A 15,896-nucleotide genomic window follows, 5' to 3' on the forward strand; every position below is an offset into this window, starting at 1 on the left:
TATCGCTCCTTCGGTGGAGAAGTGGAGGCGTCAAGCACCCCCACGATATGCCGCCTTTCCGATTCCCGCCGTCACCAACTTTGGGCGATAGCTCGACTCCATGTCGGATCAGGCGCAACTATCCGAGATCGGCAATTTTTTCAGCGACTACACAAAGCTCTTCGACGAGAGGAACGGTGCCGCTATCGCGACATACTACCATGCGCCAAGCATAACCATGCGAGCCGACGCGTCTGTTCACGTTTTTCAGACACGCCAGGATTTGCAGGAATTTTTCCAGAATGTGGCCTAGAAGTATTACGCAGAGGGGTTACGCAGATCCACTTTCACAGATCTTGACGTAAAGCCGATTGGCTCAAAAAGCGTCCTCGCCACGCTGAAGTGGCAAATGCTTCGCGGAGACTGGAGTAAACTTCGCAGATGGTGGCAATCGTAAAATTTGATCCGACCCAACGAACGATGGCAGATCTTGACCTCGACCATTCACATCTAGCCGGTATGGGTTCAGAGCGGTCGGTGTGCGGCATCGCTGAAGGGATCTACCGGGCCGTAGTCCGAGTTGGGTCACAAGCGTCGCTCTCGCGCTCGGCGGCAAACTTCCGCTCTGGCGTCGTCCCCGACAAATAGCTGCGTCGCGTCAACGGAAGCGATGGGCCACGAGCGGAAGTGGCCTTATTCGATCACCTCGTTAGCGACCGCAAGCAACGCGGGCGGCACGTTGATGCCGAGTGCTTTGGGGCACCGCAGCGCCGTCTTACCTTGGTCCGCTCCCAGTCCTAAAGCCGACATCACGGCGTTTGCGCGGGTGGACAGCTAAGGGCCACTTCCAGACATCAAGCAGTCAGCGCCGCCCTGTCATCTTGCGCTCAATTCTTTCTTTACGCGCTCCACAGACTTTGGGCCATCTGGGTCGGACGGAACGAGTTGAGAGTACGCTTCGAAGTCAGACAATGCCTCTAGTAGACTGCGCTTCCTCTCCCACGCAACGCCGCGGTTGTAATAGGATTTGGCATATTTCGGATTGAGCAGGATCGCTTCGTTGTAGTCCGTGATGGCACTTTCGAGGTCGCCCTTGGCAACCCAAGCGTCCCCGCGGTTTTCGTACGCTTCGACATATTTCGGAGCAAGGCGGAGCGCCTGATTGTAGTCGGCGACGGCGCGATCGAGGTTGACCTTGGCCCTCCAGGCGTTGCCGCGGTTGTTGTAGCCTGTGAAGTAGTTCGGATCGAGCCGAATTGCCTCATCGTAATCGGCGATAGCGCGGTCGACCGCGCCCTTCTCCGACCAAATGACGCCGCGGTTGTTGTAGGCATAGACGTAGCTCGGATCGAGCCGATTGCCTCACTGTAATCGGCGACGGCGCGCTCGACCGCGCCCTTCTCCGCCCAAGCGATGCCGCGCTTGTTGTAGGCAGTGACGTGCTTCGGATCGACCCGGATCGCTTCGCTGTAGTCGGCGATGGCGCTGTCGAGGTCGCTCTTGCTCTTATATCCACCGCCACGGTTTGAGTAGATTTTCGCAAGTTCCTCGCCACTGAATTCGCCCGACGCAATGGCGCGAGAGCACGCCGCGATGGCAGCGTCGCCCGATTGCTTTGCGCAGGTGTCCGCGTCGTCTGCGGCAGCCACCGTAGGCAACCCTGCGAGAGCCGCCACGGCCAACCATGGCAACAACCAGTATGCGGACGAGCGCATCTGCATCGCACGTGGTCTCCGCAATTGACGGGAGGAGCCGGGATAGCCGATTTGCTATTCCCCTGGGCGCTGATCCCGCCCCCTTAGTCGGGGTCGCAACTCGAATGGTTCATCAGCGAGATGAGTTGCTCGGTTTCCGGTTTGGGCTCGGAAGCCGACATCATAAGAGCGAGCGCTAAGGACAGCAAAGGGCCAACAACCGACATTCAGGAGAGTCAGCGTGCCGGTCTTGAAGCTTTGAAGATATACCTATTGCTGCTGAAAAAATATCGGCCAGCTTCGTTCAAACGCTCGAACTCGTTAAGCCATTGATTAAGGTCGCCTGCCGAAACATCTCCGCGTCCTCCGACAAACATTTTTATGATTGTTGATAGTCCTTTGCTGAAGCTATCATCGTCGTAACTCAGGTTGAGGAGTGAGTATACGAAAGCATCATCAAGTCGAAGTCCAGAATTTTTGAGCCTGTGTGGCATCGTTCTCGGCAGACGCGGGTGGGCACAATGCGCCTCCCACGATTTCAAAACAGCCGCCATTCGTTTCGCGTCGTCGGAAAACCATACGACGGCGTCCCAATCGGTAGTGATGAAGATGGTTCGCCCGCCCGGCTTTAGAACGCGAAAAGCCTCCGACAAGACCGCGTCAACATCGGCGATATACTCAGCAACCTGCGCACACGCCACGACGTCAAAAGACGCGTCCGGGTGACGGAGTTTGGTCGCATCACCGACTTCGTATGACAGCCATGTAGGATGCTCACGTCGAGCGCAAAGTTCTACCAGGTCAGGCGAGATATCGATGCCGACCACAGCTCCATGGCGGTCAACAATTTCGCTCATCTCTTCGCACAGAAAACCTGGGCCACATCCGATATCCAGAACTTTTTCACCGGCCGATAAGTTGAGGTGCCGAATTGTCTCGCGCCGCTGCGCAACAATGTCCTTGGTACGATATAGCTTTTCGAGGTGCCGCGCAGCTTCATCCGTGAATGTTATTCCACCCATGTCGTGTTCCCTCCAAACAGATAGCCGGATGGGAAAGTGATCCAAGACGCTGAGACGCGCGTCAAAGGGTAACTGTTCTTCGAACTGGCCGATAGGTCTGAAATGGGTCAAAATCCGAAAGGCTCAGCGTGAGCAAATCTAGTTCGCTGCCACCCATGAAGCTGACCTCAAAGCGAAGGCTAGCCACTTCGCTGATGGGCCAATATCGGTCATGCCTTTTAGCACCCCTTACCACCATAAATGCCGCGAACCTTGGGCTGTTCTTAGTTCCTATTCGCACTGGTCGTCGTGACTTTTCTCCATCACATCGCTCACGGTGAAGCTCGCCGCCTTCGCTCCGTCGCTATCAAGATCGATCTACGAAGCTGTCGCCGAACATCAGCAGACCGCTCCGTGCTCTCACCGGTTAACTCATCTCGTCGACCCGGTCCGGGTAGAAGGCGACGTAGTCCTTGATCTGCGCCACCGCTTCAAACGGCGTCTCATAAGTCCACACCGCATTGACCGAACGATCTCCTCCAACCGGAATGCTGTAATAGGAGGCGTCGCCCTTGTAGGGACAGTACGAAGTGTGTTCGCTCCGCGTGAGCGCGGTCATATCGACATCCCGACGGGGGATATACTGAACAGGCGGATAGGACGCCTCGCGCAGCGTTAGCGCAGCGCTTGTGTCTGCGACGGTCTTTCCGCCGATCTTGACCACGATGCGCGACGGGTTCGCCTCGATCGAAATCGGGTGATCAGCCCCCGGAATCTTCACCACTTTGTCAGCCATGATTTGCATCCTTTTCAGTTGGAAGCGGGGTCTTGGGCGGCGTTTCCATGTCCTGGCTCCGTGTCCCAGCCAGCTAAATTCCCTCCGAGACGATGGAGGGGAATGGCAGCCGCTCGGCGGGTTGCAGGTTCGCATCGTCGCCTTGAAGTGACGATCTGAGGAACCGGTCGGCTTGCGACACGAAGAGTTCCGGGTACTGGTAGAACGACCCGTGATTTGCATCCGGATAAAGGATCAGCTGCGCATTCGGCAGGTTTTGCTGTAGGATGTAAGAGTTCACCGTAGGTATGATGACATCGTTACTGCCCTGCACGATCAGCGTCGGCTGACGGATATTTTTCAGACGGTCGAAGACGCTCTCGGCCGGCGCGATGTATTTGCCGATGGCCTCGCGCTGCGCGGATGCAGCTTCTCCGCTCACCTCTGGGTCGCGACGTCGCGGGAAAGCTTGCGTTCCAGAAAGGCGAGGCCTGCGGCCTGGCTCGAAGGGGACGGCGAGAAGTGAACGGCGAGCCAGAGATACTCCGGCGAGTCGTAGGTGGCCGCGAATATCTCTGCTGATCTGCTCGTTGCCATGTCAGCCCCACGCGGCCCGGTTCCGACAAGAATGAGCCGGCGAACTAGATCGGGAGCCTGGATTGCAATTTCCTGGGCGACCATGCCGCCGATGGAAAAGCCGAGCACGTCGACCTCGGTAAGCCCGAGTGCCTTGATGAACGAGATTGCATTTGCACCCATTTCCTGAAAGCTCGTCGGGACCCGGCCTGAACTGCTCGATACGCCCGCATTATTGAAGAGGATCACCTCGCGGTTCCCGGCCAGACCGTCGGTGACGGCCGGATCCCAATGATCCATGGTCCCGCGGAAATGCTGGTTGAAGACCAGCGGCACGCCGCCTGCCCTGCCGAAGCGGCGATAGGCGAAGCGGATGCCGTGGGCCTCGATGAACTGCGTGGGAGCGGTCTGGTGATTGTGTTGGGTCATGGAAAGCCCCGACGGTCAGTGGCTCTTGCCGCCATCGACGTGGAGGACATGGCCTGTGATGTATGAGGCTCCCTCCGACGCGATGAAGACGATCGCATTGGCAAGCTCCTCCGAGAGGCCGAGGCGGGCCATCGGCACGGTCGTCACCAGAGCCGCCTTGTTCTCGGGCGTGCCAGTGAAGCGGGTCAACATGCCGGTGTCAGTCGGACCGGGAGCCACGGCGTTCACACGGACGCCCGACTTTGCGAGTTCGAGCGCCACCGACTTGGTAATGCCTTCGACGGCGTGCTTGCTGCCGACATAGATCGACGCTCCAGCCGCGCCCTCATGCCCGTAGGTCGAGGAGATGTTGATGATGTTGCCGCTGCCCTGTCCCTTCATGACGCGCGCTTCGTGCTTCATGCTCAGCAGCACGCCGAGAACATTGGTGTCGAACGTCGCGGCGTAGCTTTCCGAGGTCTGGTCCGTAATCGGGCCGGGCTTGCCTTCGGTGCCGGCATTGTTCACCGCGACATCGAGACGCCCGAAGCGCTCAACCGTGCGGTCGACAAGGCGACGGACATCGTCTTCCTTGCGCACGTCGGCTTGGACGAACTCGGCTTCGCAACCAGACGCGCGGAGTTCGCGGACCAAAGCCTCCCCGGCATCCGGCTTTCTCCCGGAAACAACGACGCGATGGCCTGCTTTTGCGAACGCGACTGCTGCAGCGCGGCCGATGCCAGTGAGGGCCCCTGTGATCAATACGACTGACGATGACATGACTATCTCCTTGAAAAAGCGAGGTTTTGAGCAGAGGTGGCTCCTCTGCCCTGGACCGCCCGTCGTCTCCATCTCTTCAGTGAGGCGAAAGAGAGCGCGGCGTTGGGCCGAAGATGAGCACTCCTGAACGCCTTGAAAATTGGGCCGCAATTCCAAACATATCGGACTAGAATGTCCGAAATGGAGGTTCGCCTATGGACAGTCTGGGGTCGCTCAATGCCTTCGTACGGGCGGCGGAAGCCCGAAATTTCACGGTCGCGGGACGGCAGCTTGGCGTGTCGTCGTCAGCGATCGGCAAGGCGGTAGCTCGGATGGAGGAACGGCTCGGCGTGCGCCTTCTCCATCGCAGCACGCGCAGCATCACGCTCACCGCGGAAGGTGCCCGATTTCTGGAACGCTGCCGTCGCATCTTTGCTGAGATTGAAGCGGCCGAGCTTGAGCTGTCGCAGACGCAGGAGGCCCCGCGTGGCACGCTGCGTGTCGGCCTGCCATTGGCTGGTATGCTGATGATGCCGACTCTCGTCGCGTTCATGCGGGCCTATCCCGAGATTACATTGGATCTCGATTTCAGCGATCGGGTCGTCGATGTGATCGAGGAAGGCTTCGACGCCGTCGTGCGCTTCGCCGACGCCGGCGACACGCGCTTGATGTCCCGGGCTTTGGGCATGTATCGCCGACGCCTGGTGGCATCGCCGACCTATCTGGCGGCCAAAGGCGTTCCTCAGATCCCCGACGACCTCAAGGCTCACGCCTGTCTGCGCCACATGTTTCCGACCAGCCGAAGGTTCGAGCGATGGCCGCTGCGGGGAGAGCATGCCGACATCGAGAGCGAGCTGCCAAAAACGGTCGTGGCGAGTACGCTTGAGCCGCTCATCTATATGGCCGAACAGGGCATGGGCATCGCTTACCTGCCGGACTTCGCCATCAACCGCCAGCTTCGCGAAGGTCTGCTCGTCCCCGTGCTCAACGATTACACCGATCGTTCGGGACCGCTACGGGTCCTGTGGCCGTCGAGCCGGCAACTCGCTCCCAAACTCAGAGCTTTCGTGGACTTTCTCGCCGCGAACCTTGTGCCATCCGTCGAGGGCGAAGCAGAAAGCGGGATAAGTCGCCTAGCAAAGGTCGGTCTCGATCGGCGCGGGTGAGCAATGTCGGCTGCACTTCGAGACCGAGCGCTTCTGCGGTCGTGAGGCTAGTACACCTCAATCTTTGTGGACTGCTGAAGGGCAAGTCAGTCAATTTTTCTTGGGGCGTCCGCTTAGGGTCAAAATCCGAAAAGCTCAGCGTGAGCAAATCTAGTCCGCTCCGACCCATTAAGCTGACCTCAAAGCGAAGGCTAGCCACTTCGCTGATGGGCCAACAACCGACATCGGCTCGGCCACCCGGGAAAATCTACCCACTGCCGCCGGGACGGGAAATGAAAGGTGTCGCTGGCGACTTTCATCGGCTTGGCCACAAGATGATGATGCCAATGACGATCGGAGCCAGTCCAAAGGCCATCGCGACCCAGAACTTGGGCTCTTGGAGGATGTCGAAGATTTCGAGCATGTTGCGTAAGGATAGGGCACCTGAACACGTGGTCACGACCTGTGGGGTTGCTCCGTGATACTACGGGGGCGGGCTGACGCTCATCATTGCAGGTCGAAGCAGCCGGTCTAGGCTGGTGGCGATCTGCCGTATCGATTCGAAGAGAAATGGCGAAGTCTTCAAAACTTGTTGTCGCGAAGAAGGGGCGCGTGCTCCTGGTCAGACGACGGCGCGATAGGCTCTGGATGTTTCCGGGCGGTCGCAAGCGTTCAGGTGAGAGCGAAAGGAAGTGCCTTCGCCGAGAGATCAGGGAAGAACTGCCGAAGCTTAAGCTGGGGCCGGTGAAGCTCTGGAGAGAAGTGAGCGCAAAGAATCGTCAGTCCGGTCGCAAGATGAGTGATGCGATCTTCTTAGCCAAGAACGCGTCCGGCCCCCTGAAGATCGGCGACAAGAAGGAGATCGACAGGGCGGTCTGGTGCAAGCCACGAGGAATCCGGCTGACGCCGACTTCGCGCTACATTCGGGACAAGTTGCTTCCGAAGTGAATTGTGTCCCCGTCGTTCAGCACAATTGGCAACCCGCCTCGCATGATCTCAAGGGTTAGTGGTCTGGCTTTTCGCGCACGATGACGCCGGTCTTAGGGTCGGCATGAAATTCCATCTTCTGTCCGTTCTTGATGCCTTCGCCCTCCCATTGGCCGTCGTCGGCTTCAAGCTTAGTGATCTGCGAATAACCCGACTCCATGACCTTAGCCTTCACTTGCTCCATCGGCATCCAGTCAGGTCCGGGTTGATCTGCTCTCGCTGCTGAGCCCATGGCGAGGGAACCGAGAACCAGAATTGTGGCAAGTTTCATCACAAACCTCCTTTCGATGAGAAGGCTTCAACGGGCGCGCTGAATTGATGTTCCTCTGTCACGCCCGCGGCCTATGACACTGTGTCAAAGCGACGCAAATGAGTGAGCGGTGCTATGGCGTGGCGAGTTCAACCGATCGCTGCAACACATTCTGCGAACTTCTCAGCCGGCGTCTGATAGAGCAAGGTCTTTCTCGGCCTTTCATTGAGCTGCCTTGCGATGGCACTGAGCTTGGCGTGGCTGTGCAAGGACAGATCGGTGCCGCGCGGAAGATATTGGCGCAGTAATCCGTTCGTGTTTTCGCTTGACCCGCGCTGCCAGGGAGATCGAGGATCACAAAGTAGACCTCGACTTCGGTGGCCAATGTCAGCCGTTGATGGTCTGCGACCTCCTTGCCTCTGTCCCAGGTCAGCGACCGGTAAAGTTCTTCGTGCATTGCCGAACAGCTCGACGTAATTTCCAAAGCTGATGAAACGAGAACTATCATCGGCCAGCTCGCCCGGACATTCTCCGGGCAAATTGCGATGGGAGGCTGCAAGAAGCTGTGACAAAACGGTAAGTCGCGACACATTCTAACCGGCTACCGCCATCCGGCTCACCCACCAATGGCAGGACGCAATTTGGCCCGATAGAGGATACCTAGTATCGTCTGGCGGTAGCGATGCGCGTGATGAGGGATGCGATGTGCCAGTCCTGGACGCCCGACCGCCGCTTGTTCATCAAGGCCGCTAGTCGTTTCCTTGGCGCGACGGCCGCGGCCGGAGGTCTGCTGTCGCTTGGCCCATCGATGCCGGGGGCACGTTCGCAGCCTGAAGCGCCGCAGCCGGAGCCGCTCATCCAGCCGCCGGAGATGCATAGCGTCAATGGCGTGCTCGATGCGACGATTACGGCAGCGCCCGGATCGGTGCAACTCGGCGATCGCGCGTTTGCCGGACTGCTTTACAATGGCGCCTATGTGCCGCCGATGCTACGAGCGCGCTTGGGAGACATGCTGCGGATCACGTTCCGCAACAATCTGACTTCCGGGCTCGATCGTCCTGGCTACGTGGGTCCTATTTGTACCGGCGCCGGCACCGCGTCGAACCTGCACTTTCACGGTATGAGCGTGTCGCCACAGGGCAACAGCGATAACGTGTTCGTTCACATTCAACCCGGCGATACATTCCAATACCAAGTGCGCATCCCGGCGTCAGGTCGGCAAGGTCCAGGCTTGTTCTGGTACCACCCCCATGCGCACGGCTTCGTCAATGATCAAATCCTTGGCGGTATGTCAGGTGCTCTGGTCGTCGATGGCATTGATCAACTTTTCCCGCTGCTGCACAGGTTGCCTGAACGCTTTTTTCTGATCAAGCACGTCAAGTTTGACGACGAAAGCGAAATGGTTTCGATCAACGGTCAGATCAATCCCGTCGTCGTCATGCGCCCCGGCGAAATGCAATTTTGGCGCATCGCGCACATCGGAGCGTCAGATTTCTACAAATTGCGCATTGAGGGCATGCCGCTATACGTCGTGGCGACTGATGGGCACGCGTTGTCGCAGCCACGCAAGATGACCGAATTTTTCATTGGCCCCGGCGAGCGGATTGACGCCATTGCGATCGGTCCGCCGGCAGGGGAGTACCCGATGCGAACCATTTCTTTTCAGAACGAAGCCTGGCGGCCGCCGGAACCGGTGAGGCAATTGGCAGTCATCCATTCCAGCGGTTCGTCGCAGAGTGCGGCGATCGAGGATGATATCTTGCGCCAGCGAGTCACTGGGCCGCAATGGATAAACGACGTTCGCGCCGCGGCCATTGCACGGCGCCGGACGCTATCTTATTCGCGAACCGCCGACCGTAAGGTATTCATGATTGACAGCCGCGTCGTCGACGAGGCGCGCACCGACCAAACCGTCAAGCTCGGCGATACGGAAGAATGGACGGTGGTCAACACGGATCAGCAGTATCACAGCTTCCACATTCACCAGACACCGTTCCTGGTGACGGAAGTAGGCGGCGTTTCCTGGCGCGATGATAGTCTGCGCGACACTTTTTCAGTACCGCCCGCAACGGACCAAGGGCCCGGCGCGCTCAAGGTCGTCATTCCGTTCACCGATCCAGCGATCGTCGGTCGATTTGTGTACCATTGTCATGCAGTCGATCACGAAGACAAGGGCATGATGGGCATCATCGAAGTCGTTGCTTGAACGCACCTGCACGCCGCGATTAGGTGACAAATACATTTCCCGCTTCGAGTCATTAGCGGAAGTGACGACTTCCCTTTGCTATATTTGGTCTACCCCCGAAAGCAGACATCCAGCGGACGGGCCGGCATGTCCGCTAAGGGCCAATATTGTTGTAAAAGTCGAAGATCGAACAACCCTAAAAATCTCGCGAAGGTTGATCTTTGGACTTCTCTCTGCTGCCGTGTCGCTTTTCAACGCCACTTCGGAGGTCCGTGATCGATTTTGGATGAAACGATATGGTCCCTCACGTCGCCGCGCGTAAAGCGCATCAGCGACTAGCCAGCCCGACCGACATCGTTTATCGAATTCCGATAAGCAAATGCCCTGGACCGGATCAAACGTCCGTGAGCTTGAATTCGTCGACTGACATCTCCGCCGTCCAAAAATCTCCCGCCGGATCGCCGCTGGAGGTCCTGCGGATCTTCCTGAAGCTTGGTCTGACCTGCTTCGGCGGCCCGATCACCCACATCGGCTACTTCCGCGACGAGTTCGTCGTGCGGCGGAAGTGGATCGACGACCATGCCTACGCCGATCTGGTCGGGCTGTGCCAATTCCTGCCGGGCCCTGCCAGCAGCCAGGTCGGTTTCTCAATCGGTCTGATGCGGGCAGGCTACCTGGGCGCGCTCGCCGCCTGGACCGGCTTCACCCTACCGTCGGCCGCGATCCTCGTCCTCTTCGCCTACGGCGCCGGCGCGCTGAGCGGACCGGTCGGCGCCGGTCTGTTGCACGGACTGAAGCTGACCGCGGTCGCCATCGTGGCGCAGGCGGTGTGGGGCATGGCGCGCAACCTCTGTCCCGACCACGAGCGAGCATCGATCGCGGTCGTGGCGGCGCTGATCATCCTCTTCAGCATAGCGTCGGTCGCCCAGATCGGAGCGATCGTGCTCGGCGGCCTCGCCGGTCTGTGGCTGTGCCGCAGCGAGGCGCCGGCGCCGTCCGGACACGTTGAGATTCCCGTGTCACGAACCGTCGGCCTGATCACCCTCGGGATGTTCTTCGTCCTGCTGGCCGGGCTCCCCGCGCTGCGCGGCCTGACGGGATCCACGGGCGTCGCCTTGTTCGACGCCTTCTACCGCTCCGGCGCGCTCGTCTTCGGCGGCGGCCATGTCGTGCTCCCCCTCCTCCGCGAAGCCTTCGTCACGCCGGGGTAGTTGAGCGACGACGTATTCCTCGCCGGCTACGGCGCCGCCCAGGCGGTGCCGGGCCCGCTCTTCACCTTCGCGGCCTACCTCGGCACGGTGGTCTCTCCGGAGCCGAACGGGCTCGCCGGCGCGGCGCTCGGCCTCATCGGCGTATTCCTACCCGGGATCCTGGTCCTGCTCGGCGCCCTGGCGTTCTGGGATTTGTTCCGGAAGCGGGCCGGCGCCCAGGCCATGATGCGGGGCATCAACGCCGCGGTCGTCGGCGTACTGGGCGCTGCGCTGTACGATCCGGTATGGACGACGACCGTGCATGGGCCGCGGGATTTCGGCATCACGCTTGTCGGCTTCGTTCTGCTGGTCGCCTGGCGCGCCCCGCCGCTCGTCGTTGTCACCTTGAGTGCCGCCGCTGGATCCGCGATGGCGTTCCTCTGAGGTCGGTCCCGCGAATAGCCGGGTTTTCGAACGTCCCGTTAAAGCGATCTATGGCGGTATCGCCGATAATTCCCGGTCTATCTGGAGATCGTACGTGGACCAAATCCGGACGGATTCTTCGCGAGTGCCCGCCCTCGACCTGCTGCGGCTCGTGGCCGTCGGCGCGGTGGTTCTGTACCACTACGGATTCTGGGGCGCGGCATCGCATGGCGTTGCTCAAGTCGCGCTGCCCGCGCTGGCCCCTGTCGCGCAATACGGCTTCCTCGGGGTCCCGGTCTTCTTCGCCATCAGCGGCTTCGTCATCGCATACTCAGCGGAGGGACGCACGCCAGTCGGCTTCGCCATCGCTCGCTTCAGCCGCATCTATCCGGCATATGTGAGGACTGCTCTGGGTCTTGGCCGTAAAAACGGTTTCACGGGAGGTCGGTTCTGAGAGTTAGTGCCGAGGACGTCTCAGGCCGCGATCGCAGCGATTAGCCGCTTGGTTTCGATGATGTTCATGACCCGTGTCAGATTGTCGGCCAGGACGGAGAGTGCCATCTCAGCGGCGACCTTCGGAAGGGTTTTGGTGAGGAAGTGCGTCGCTCCCATGCGAGCCTTCATCGTGCCGAACGGATGCTCGACTGTCTCGCGACGCTGACGCATGGCTTGTGGGTTCGCATCAAGGGTTGCTGCACCGCGTCGAGCAGATGCTCATACACCCATCGCGTAATCCGCCGCTCCGCCATCACAAACTGCGCATCGCGCGGCACTGCCAGATTTAATGCTTTCGGAGCAGTTGAGCATCGTAGTCTCCTCTTGGCTTTATCGCAGCTGTCCGTCGATCATCCATTGTCGCTGTCGCACTTGATGAGCCTGTGCGCTTTTCCAACGCATGCAGCCTAAGACGCTCGCGATCAGCTGCTCAATTGAACGTAGGTAATCGTCCGGCATGTAATGGGTTAACGGAACCATACGAACGTTTATAGGGGCTCGCCGTTAAAGCCGACGACTTCCGCAACGGGTCAAAAGCGCCGTTTTGGCTACGGCGGTCTGCACCGCCAATCGGACGTACTCGGTGTCGGCAGCCACTTCGCAAAAGGGTCAATGACGGACCTATGTCAGACCTCGCGCAATGTCCGAAAAGGGCCCAGCAGCGGGACTAGCAAAATGCCCCAGCAATGGCCGGTATCGAGCGATCTGACGGGAACGTAGAGGCTTCAGAAAAGTTGCTCATGTGGGCGGGACTTGGGAAGTGAGACGATGATCCGCCCAATATTCGTCGCTATGGCGCTTGCCAGTACATCAACACCGGCGTTCGCCGAGACATGTATCGCTTCTCACTATGGCTATAGCGGCGGCCGAACCGCTTCCGGCGAACGGATGAATCCAAGCGCGATGACTGCAGCCCATCGCACTAGGTCGTTCGGTTCTGACGTCACAGTGACCTCGCACTCAAGCGGACGAAGCGTCACTGTCCGAGTCAATGACCGCGGTCCCTTCGTAAAGGGACGCTGCATAGACCTGTCTACCGGGGCCGCGCGTGCACTGGGAATGGCTGACCTTGAAACGGTCTCCCTTCGCTGAGTTCAGCGTCTCGGAAAAGTATCTCTGCAAAGCGACAAGCTACCGCCTAAGGGTCATTTTCGGGCTTAGGCGCGCTCTGTTGCGAGGTCCGCTATTCCAATGAGCCGACATCGCGAGTGTGACGCTGCCGCAAGATATCGGGTGCCGAGCTAGCGATCGAAGGTTCGTGCCTCTCGCAAGGGGAACCCGGATTGCGCTTGTTCTGTTAGGTATAGCGCGCGGCCCCCAACCAGTAAGATTGCCGAGCCAGCCTATGCCCAAGATCCGCGTTTCAATCCAGGAATTGCAGCGACGAGCGTTGCTAGAAGTGAGAAAGCAGCCCGGCTGTCATAACGTCCTGGAAATAGCGATCAATCGCGTTGCAAAGCACGCTGAAAATAACTGGTCGCTCTGTGTGCTCGCAGCGGGTGCGGCAGATGCAAATCCCGCCGCGCGCGCGGCGGTTCACGTCCAAACTGTTTTGCGCCGGGACTATGATCTGCTGACGGATTGATCTGTAGTCCATCAATGGAAGGCCACGCAGGAAGGCTCGGACTGGGGGAAGGCTATCAAGTGCCCGCGCCGCTGGTAGTGTTGTCGGCCTGCGGCATGCTGTTCCGTTTCGCCACGCTCCGCTGCTGCCGCTTTACTCGCAAGGTAGATCGGGACAAACTCCCGATGCGGCAAAGCGGATGACTGGCGGTGCAAGGCAGCGGCTTGTGCTCCGTCGCTCTCGAACCGGGAACGTCAGCTTGCCAGATTGACCGAGCGAAAAGTGCCGACCCGATCGCGACACCAGGACCGCCGGCAAGTCCCCTGGCGAGGCCGAGACATGCGGACGGAGCAGAACCAAGTGGAATATGCGGCGACCCAGCCGACAATAGTCAGGTCGCGCGCTCTTGCAGCTATTGGCGCTGCCGTCGCTATCGTTGTCTTCATTCTTGACACAATTACCGCAAAGGAGATTGCCCTCGCGGTGCTGTACGTGGGCGTTGTGCTGCTATCTGCGAAGTTTCTTCAGAAGCGTGGAGTTGTGCTCGCGTCGTTGGGATTAATGGCTCTGACGGGGCTAAGCTACATGCTGTCGGAGCACGATGTATCGCCAGGCATCGCACTTTCGAACGGCCTTCTCACCCTAGCGGCGATCGGCATTACGGCTTTCCTCGCGGTGCAAAGCCGATCGAGAGAAATGGTGCTGCGCGAGCAGGCCGGACTCCTCGACCTCACCCACGACACAGTGTTCGTGCGCGACATGAACGATGTCATCTCCTACTGGAATCGCGGCGCCGAGGAACTGTACGGATGGAAAAGAGGTGAAGCCGTCGGCAAGATTACCCACCAACTCATGCGGACGACCTTCCCCATGCCGCTCGAGCAGATCATGGCAAAGTTGCTCCGCAACGGCCGCTGGGAAGGGGAACTCGTCCACACGAAAAAAGACGGCACGCAAGCAACCGTGGCGAGTCGGTGGTCTGTGCAACGGGACGGACGGGGCCGGCCCGTCGCGATCATGGAGACTAATAATGACATCACTGAGCGCAAGCAGGCCGAAAATGCGCTGCGGCTCAGCGAGGCCTATTTGGCCGAAGCACAGAGATTGAGTCTCACGGGCAGTTTCAGTTGGAAAAGCTCTGGCGGAGAGTTCTTCTGGTCGGAGGAGAGCTCCAGAATCCTTGGATACGACCGAACAACCAAGCCATCACTGCAGCTGCTCATACAAAGAGTTCATCCTGCGGACATCGACCGAGTTAGGCGGGTAATCGACCGCGCATCGCGCGAGGGCAAGGACTGGGAGCTCGAACATCGATTCCAGATGCCTGATGACTCGGTCAAGTTCGTGAAGGTTGTGGCTCGCGCCGTAGCAGATGAATCGGGCAAGGTTGAGTTCGTTGGAGCGATCATGGACGTCTCTGCGGCCAAGCAAGCGGAACAGGAGTTGCGCCAGGCACAAGCGGACCTCGTTCACATCACGCGTGTCACGACCTTGGGCGAGCTGACGGCCTCGATCGCCCACGAAGTCAACCAGCCCATTGCGGCGGTAGCCACCAATGCCGCAGCCGGCTTGGGCTGGCTCGAAGCTGAACCGCCCGATCTGGATAAGGTCCGCGCGACCCTCGGCTATATCGTCCAGGACGCCGAGCGTGCGGGCGATGTCATGCACCGGATCCGCGCCCTAGCCAAGAAGGCGCCCCTACGCCTGGCGCGGGTTGACGTCAATGAGGCCGTCCTCGAAGTCATCGCCTTGACCCGGAGCGAATTGGTGAGGCATGGCGTATCCCTGCAGACCCAGCTCGCGACGGGCTTGCCGCTCATCGAAGGCGACCGCATCCAGCTGCAACAAGTAATCCTCAACCTGATCCTCAATGCGGTCGAAGCCATGAGCAGCATCGACAAAGGGACGCGCGAGGTGAGGATCACCAGTGAGAGAGAGGCCTCGAACGCCGTGCTCGTCACCGTGCGGGATTTCGGCCCAGGGCTGGACCCGCGGAGTGTGGACCGCCTGTTCGAAGCCTTCTACACGACCAAGCCTAGCGGCTTGGGCATGGGCCTTGCGATCTGCCGTTCGATCATCCAGGCCCACGGTGGCAGGCTGTGGGCCACTGGGAATGAACCTCGGGGCGCCGTCTTTCAGTTCACCCTCCCGCTAGAACGGGGTAAGACCGTTCCCGCCGAGCACGCCGGCGCTTGAGCTTGCAGGAGCGAAACGGATTCCATTCTTGGCGACCGCCGATATCGATGCCGTGATCACCCGCCAGTCGGAACGTCCGCTTCGGGTCAAAAGCAACGGTGGACGCCAAGTTGGATCGCGTCCGGTTTGCCTCTGACAGCCGACATGACACGCGCTCAATCGACCTTCGGCTAAGGGCCAAAACCGGAAGTGGAATGGTTTTCGATACATCTAGGGCGATTGATCTTAGGCCTGTACCAAGCGACAGTATGGACATGGAGATGCAGTGT

General features: G+C 59.4%; 13 protein-coding genes and 6 pseudogenes. 9 read left to right on the forward strand and 10 right to left on the reverse strand.

All coding sequences use genetic code 11. From position 1 onward, the window contains the following. Window positions 1-100 precede the first annotated feature (100 nt). Window positions 101-292: a DUF6841 family protein gene (locus ABIB99_RS44600; RefSeq protein WP_502917571.1), complete on the forward strand. Its 192-nt coding sequence runs from the start codon at window positions 101-103 to the stop codon at window positions 290-292. A gap of 563 nt (window positions 293-855) precedes the next feature. On the opposite strand, the pseudogene ABIB99_RS43995 reads toward ABIB99_RS44600, so the two are convergent. From ABIB99_RS43995 to ABIB99_RS44025, 7 genes and pseudogenes are all read right to left on the reverse strand, one after another. Then, window positions 856-1,320: pseudogene (locus tag ABIB99_RS43995) on the reverse strand (tetratricopeptide repeat protein); the annotation flags it as partial. A gap of 26 nt (window positions 1,321-1,346) precedes the next feature. Beyond that, window positions 1,347-1,700 (reverse strand): annotated as a pseudogene (locus ABIB99_RS44000) (tetratricopeptide repeat protein); the annotation flags it as partial. Between the two features lie 209 nt (window positions 1,701-1,909). Further along, window positions 1,910-2,695, reverse strand: a complete 786-nt coding sequence (locus ABIB99_RS44005) for a methyltransferase domain-containing protein (protein WP_354182192.1) — start codon at window positions 2,693-2,695, stop codon at window positions 1,910-1,912. A 406-nt stretch (window positions 2,696-3,101) separates the two neighbouring features. Next, a complete protein-coding gene (locus ABIB99_RS44010) occupies window positions 3,102-3,470 on the reverse strand; it encodes a DUF427 domain-containing protein (RefSeq protein ID WP_354182194.1) in 369 nt (122 codons plus the stop codon). A gap of 73 nt (window positions 3,471-3,543) precedes the next feature. Then, a complete protein-coding gene (locus ABIB99_RS44015; RefSeq protein WP_354182196.1) occupies window positions 3,544-3,891 on the reverse strand; it encodes an alpha/beta fold hydrolase in 348 nt (115 codons plus the stop codon). Next, entirely contained in the window at window positions 3,888-4,454 is a 567-nt protein-coding gene (locus tag ABIB99_RS44020; RefSeq protein ID WP_354182198.1) for an alpha/beta fold hydrolase, read from the reverse strand. Before ABIB99_RS44020 ends, ABIB99_RS44015 begins: the two co-directional genes overlap by 4 nt. 15 nt (window positions 4,455-4,469) lie before the next feature. Then, window positions 4,470-5,213, reverse strand: a complete 744-nt coding sequence (locus ABIB99_RS44025; protein ID WP_354182200.1) for an SDR family NAD(P)-dependent oxidoreductase — start codon at window positions 5,211-5,213, stop codon at window positions 4,470-4,472. A 194-nt stretch (window positions 5,214-5,407) separates the two neighbouring features. Here ABIB99_RS44025 and ABIB99_RS44030 point away from each other — a divergent pair, with 194 nt between their 5' ends. Together ABIB99_RS44030 and ABIB99_RS44035 are read left to right on the forward strand one after the other, a co-directional pair. Further along, window positions 5,408-6,358: a LysR family transcriptional regulator gene (locus ABIB99_RS44030; RefSeq protein WP_354182202.1), complete on the forward strand. Its 951-nt coding sequence runs from the start codon at window positions 5,408-5,410 to the stop codon at window positions 6,356-6,358. A gap of 549 nt (window positions 6,359-6,907) precedes the next feature. After that, window positions 6,908-7,285: an NUDIX hydrolase gene (locus ABIB99_RS44035; RefSeq protein ID WP_354182204.1), complete on the forward strand. Its 378-nt coding sequence runs from the start codon at window positions 6,908-6,910 to the stop codon at window positions 7,283-7,285. 55 nt (window positions 7,286-7,340) lie between these two features. On the opposite strand, the gene ABIB99_RS44040 is transcribed toward ABIB99_RS44035, so the two are convergent. Both ABIB99_RS44040 and ABIB99_RS44045 read right to left on the reverse strand, forming a co-directional pair. Beyond that, on the reverse strand, window positions 7,341-7,595 hold the full coding sequence (locus ABIB99_RS44040; RefSeq protein ID WP_354182206.1) for a PepSY domain-containing protein: 255 nt from the start codon (window positions 7,593-7,595) through the stop codon (window positions 7,341-7,343). 128 nt (window positions 7,596-7,723) lie between these two features. Further along, window positions 7,724-8,025: pseudogene (locus tag ABIB99_RS44045) on the reverse strand (IS30 family transposase); the annotation flags it as partial. A gap of 231 nt (window positions 8,026-8,256) precedes the next feature. Between ABIB99_RS44045 and ABIB99_RS44050 the strand changes: the two are divergent. The 3 genes and pseudogenes from ABIB99_RS44050 to ABIB99_RS44060 all read left to right on the forward strand — a co-directional run. Continuing rightward, the gene (locus ABIB99_RS44050) at window positions 8,257-9,780 is read left to right on the forward strand and encodes a multicopper oxidase family protein (protein ID WP_354182208.1); all 1,524 of its coding nucleotides are present in this window, start codon (window positions 8,257-8,259) and stop codon (window positions 9,778-9,780) included. Between the two features lie 389 nt (window positions 9,781-10,169). Beyond that, window positions 10,170-11,393, forward strand: a pseudogene (gene chrA, locus ABIB99_RS44055) (chromate efflux transporter). A gap of 94 nt (window positions 11,394-11,487) precedes the next feature. Next, window positions 11,488-11,772: pseudogene (locus tag ABIB99_RS44060) on the forward strand (acyltransferase family protein); the annotation flags it as partial. A gap of 74 nt (window positions 11,773-11,846) precedes the next feature. Here the strand turns inward: ABIB99_RS44060 and ABIB99_RS44065 are convergent. Beyond that, window positions 11,847-12,118, reverse strand: a pseudogene (locus ABIB99_RS44065) (transposase); the annotation flags it as partial. Window positions 12,119-12,659: 541 nt separating this feature from the next. Here ABIB99_RS44065 and ABIB99_RS44070 point away from each other — a divergent pair. From ABIB99_RS44070 to ABIB99_RS44080, 3 genes are all read left to right on the forward strand, one after another. Next, a complete protein-coding gene (locus tag ABIB99_RS44070) occupies window positions 12,660-12,959 on the forward strand; it encodes a septal ring lytic transglycosylase RlpA family protein (protein ID WP_354182214.1) in 300 nt (99 codons plus the stop codon). Window positions 12,960-13,212: 253 nt separating this feature from the next. Beyond that, a complete protein-coding gene (locus ABIB99_RS44075) occupies window positions 13,213-13,452 on the forward strand; it encodes a hypothetical protein (protein ID WP_354182210.1) in 240 nt (79 codons plus the stop codon). A gap of 318 nt (window positions 13,453-13,770) precedes the next feature. Next, window positions 13,771-15,627: a PAS domain-containing sensor histidine kinase gene (locus ABIB99_RS44080; protein ID WP_354182212.1), complete on the forward strand. Its 1,857-nt coding sequence runs from the start codon at window positions 13,771-13,773 to the stop codon at window positions 15,625-15,627. Window positions 15,628-15,896: the final 269 nt, after the last annotated feature.

Origin of the sequence: Bradyrhizobium sp. LA6.1 (assembly GCF_040547805.1) — a bacterium.
In the GTDB taxonomy this organism is placed as follows: Bacteria; Pseudomonadota; Alphaproteobacteria; order Rhizobiales; family Xanthobacteraceae; genus Bradyrhizobium; species Bradyrhizobium barranii.

Excerpts from the sequence above, each read along its gene's own strand:
- ABIB99_RS44025 (WP_354182200.1), bottom strand. The coding sequence starts at position 5,213 with ATGTCATCGTCAGTCGTATTGATCACAGGGGCCCTCACTGGCATCGGC.
- ABIB99_RS44050 (WP_354182208.1), top strand. The coding sequence starts at position 8,257 with ATGCGCGTGATGAGGGATGCGATGTGCCAGTCCTGGACGCCCGACCGC.
- ABIB99_RS44075 (WP_354182210.1), top strand. The coding sequence starts at position 13,213 with ATGCCCAAGATCCGCGTTTCAATCCAGGAATTGCAGCGACGAGCGTTG.
- ABIB99_RS44010 (WP_354182194.1), bottom strand. The coding sequence starts at position 3,470 with ATGGCTGACAAAGTGGTGAAGATTCCGGGGGCTGATCACCCGATTTCG.
- ABIB99_RS44005 (WP_354182192.1), bottom strand. The coding sequence starts at position 2,695 with ATGGGTGGAATAACATTCACGGATGAAGCTGCGCGGCACCTCGAAAAG.
- ABIB99_RS44035 (WP_354182204.1), top strand. The coding sequence starts at position 6,908 with ATGGCGAAGTCTTCAAAACTTGTTGTCGCGAAGAAGGGGCGCGTGCTC.
- ABIB99_RS44030 (WP_354182202.1), top strand. The coding sequence starts at position 5,408 with ATGGACAGTCTGGGGTCGCTCAATGCCTTCGTACGGGCGGCGGAAGCC.
- ABIB99_RS44080 (WP_354182212.1), top strand. The coding sequence starts at position 13,771 with ATGCGGACGGAGCAGAACCAAGTGGAATATGCGGCGACCCAGCCGACA.
- ABIB99_RS44070 (WP_354182214.1), top strand. The coding sequence starts at position 12,660 with ATGGCGCTTGCCAGTACATCAACACCGGCGTTCGCCGAGACATGTATC.
- ABIB99_RS44020 (WP_354182198.1), bottom strand. The coding sequence starts at position 4,454 with ATGACCCAACACAATCACCAGACCGCTCCCACGCAGTTCATCGAGGCC.
- ABIB99_RS44600 (WP_502917571.1), top strand. The coding sequence starts at position 101 with ATGTCGGATCAGGCGCAACTATCCGAGATCGGCAATTTTTTCAGCGAC.
- ABIB99_RS44040 (WP_354182206.1), bottom strand. The coding sequence starts at position 7,595 with ATGAAACTTGCCACAATTCTGGTTCTCGGTTCCCTCGCCATGGGCTCA.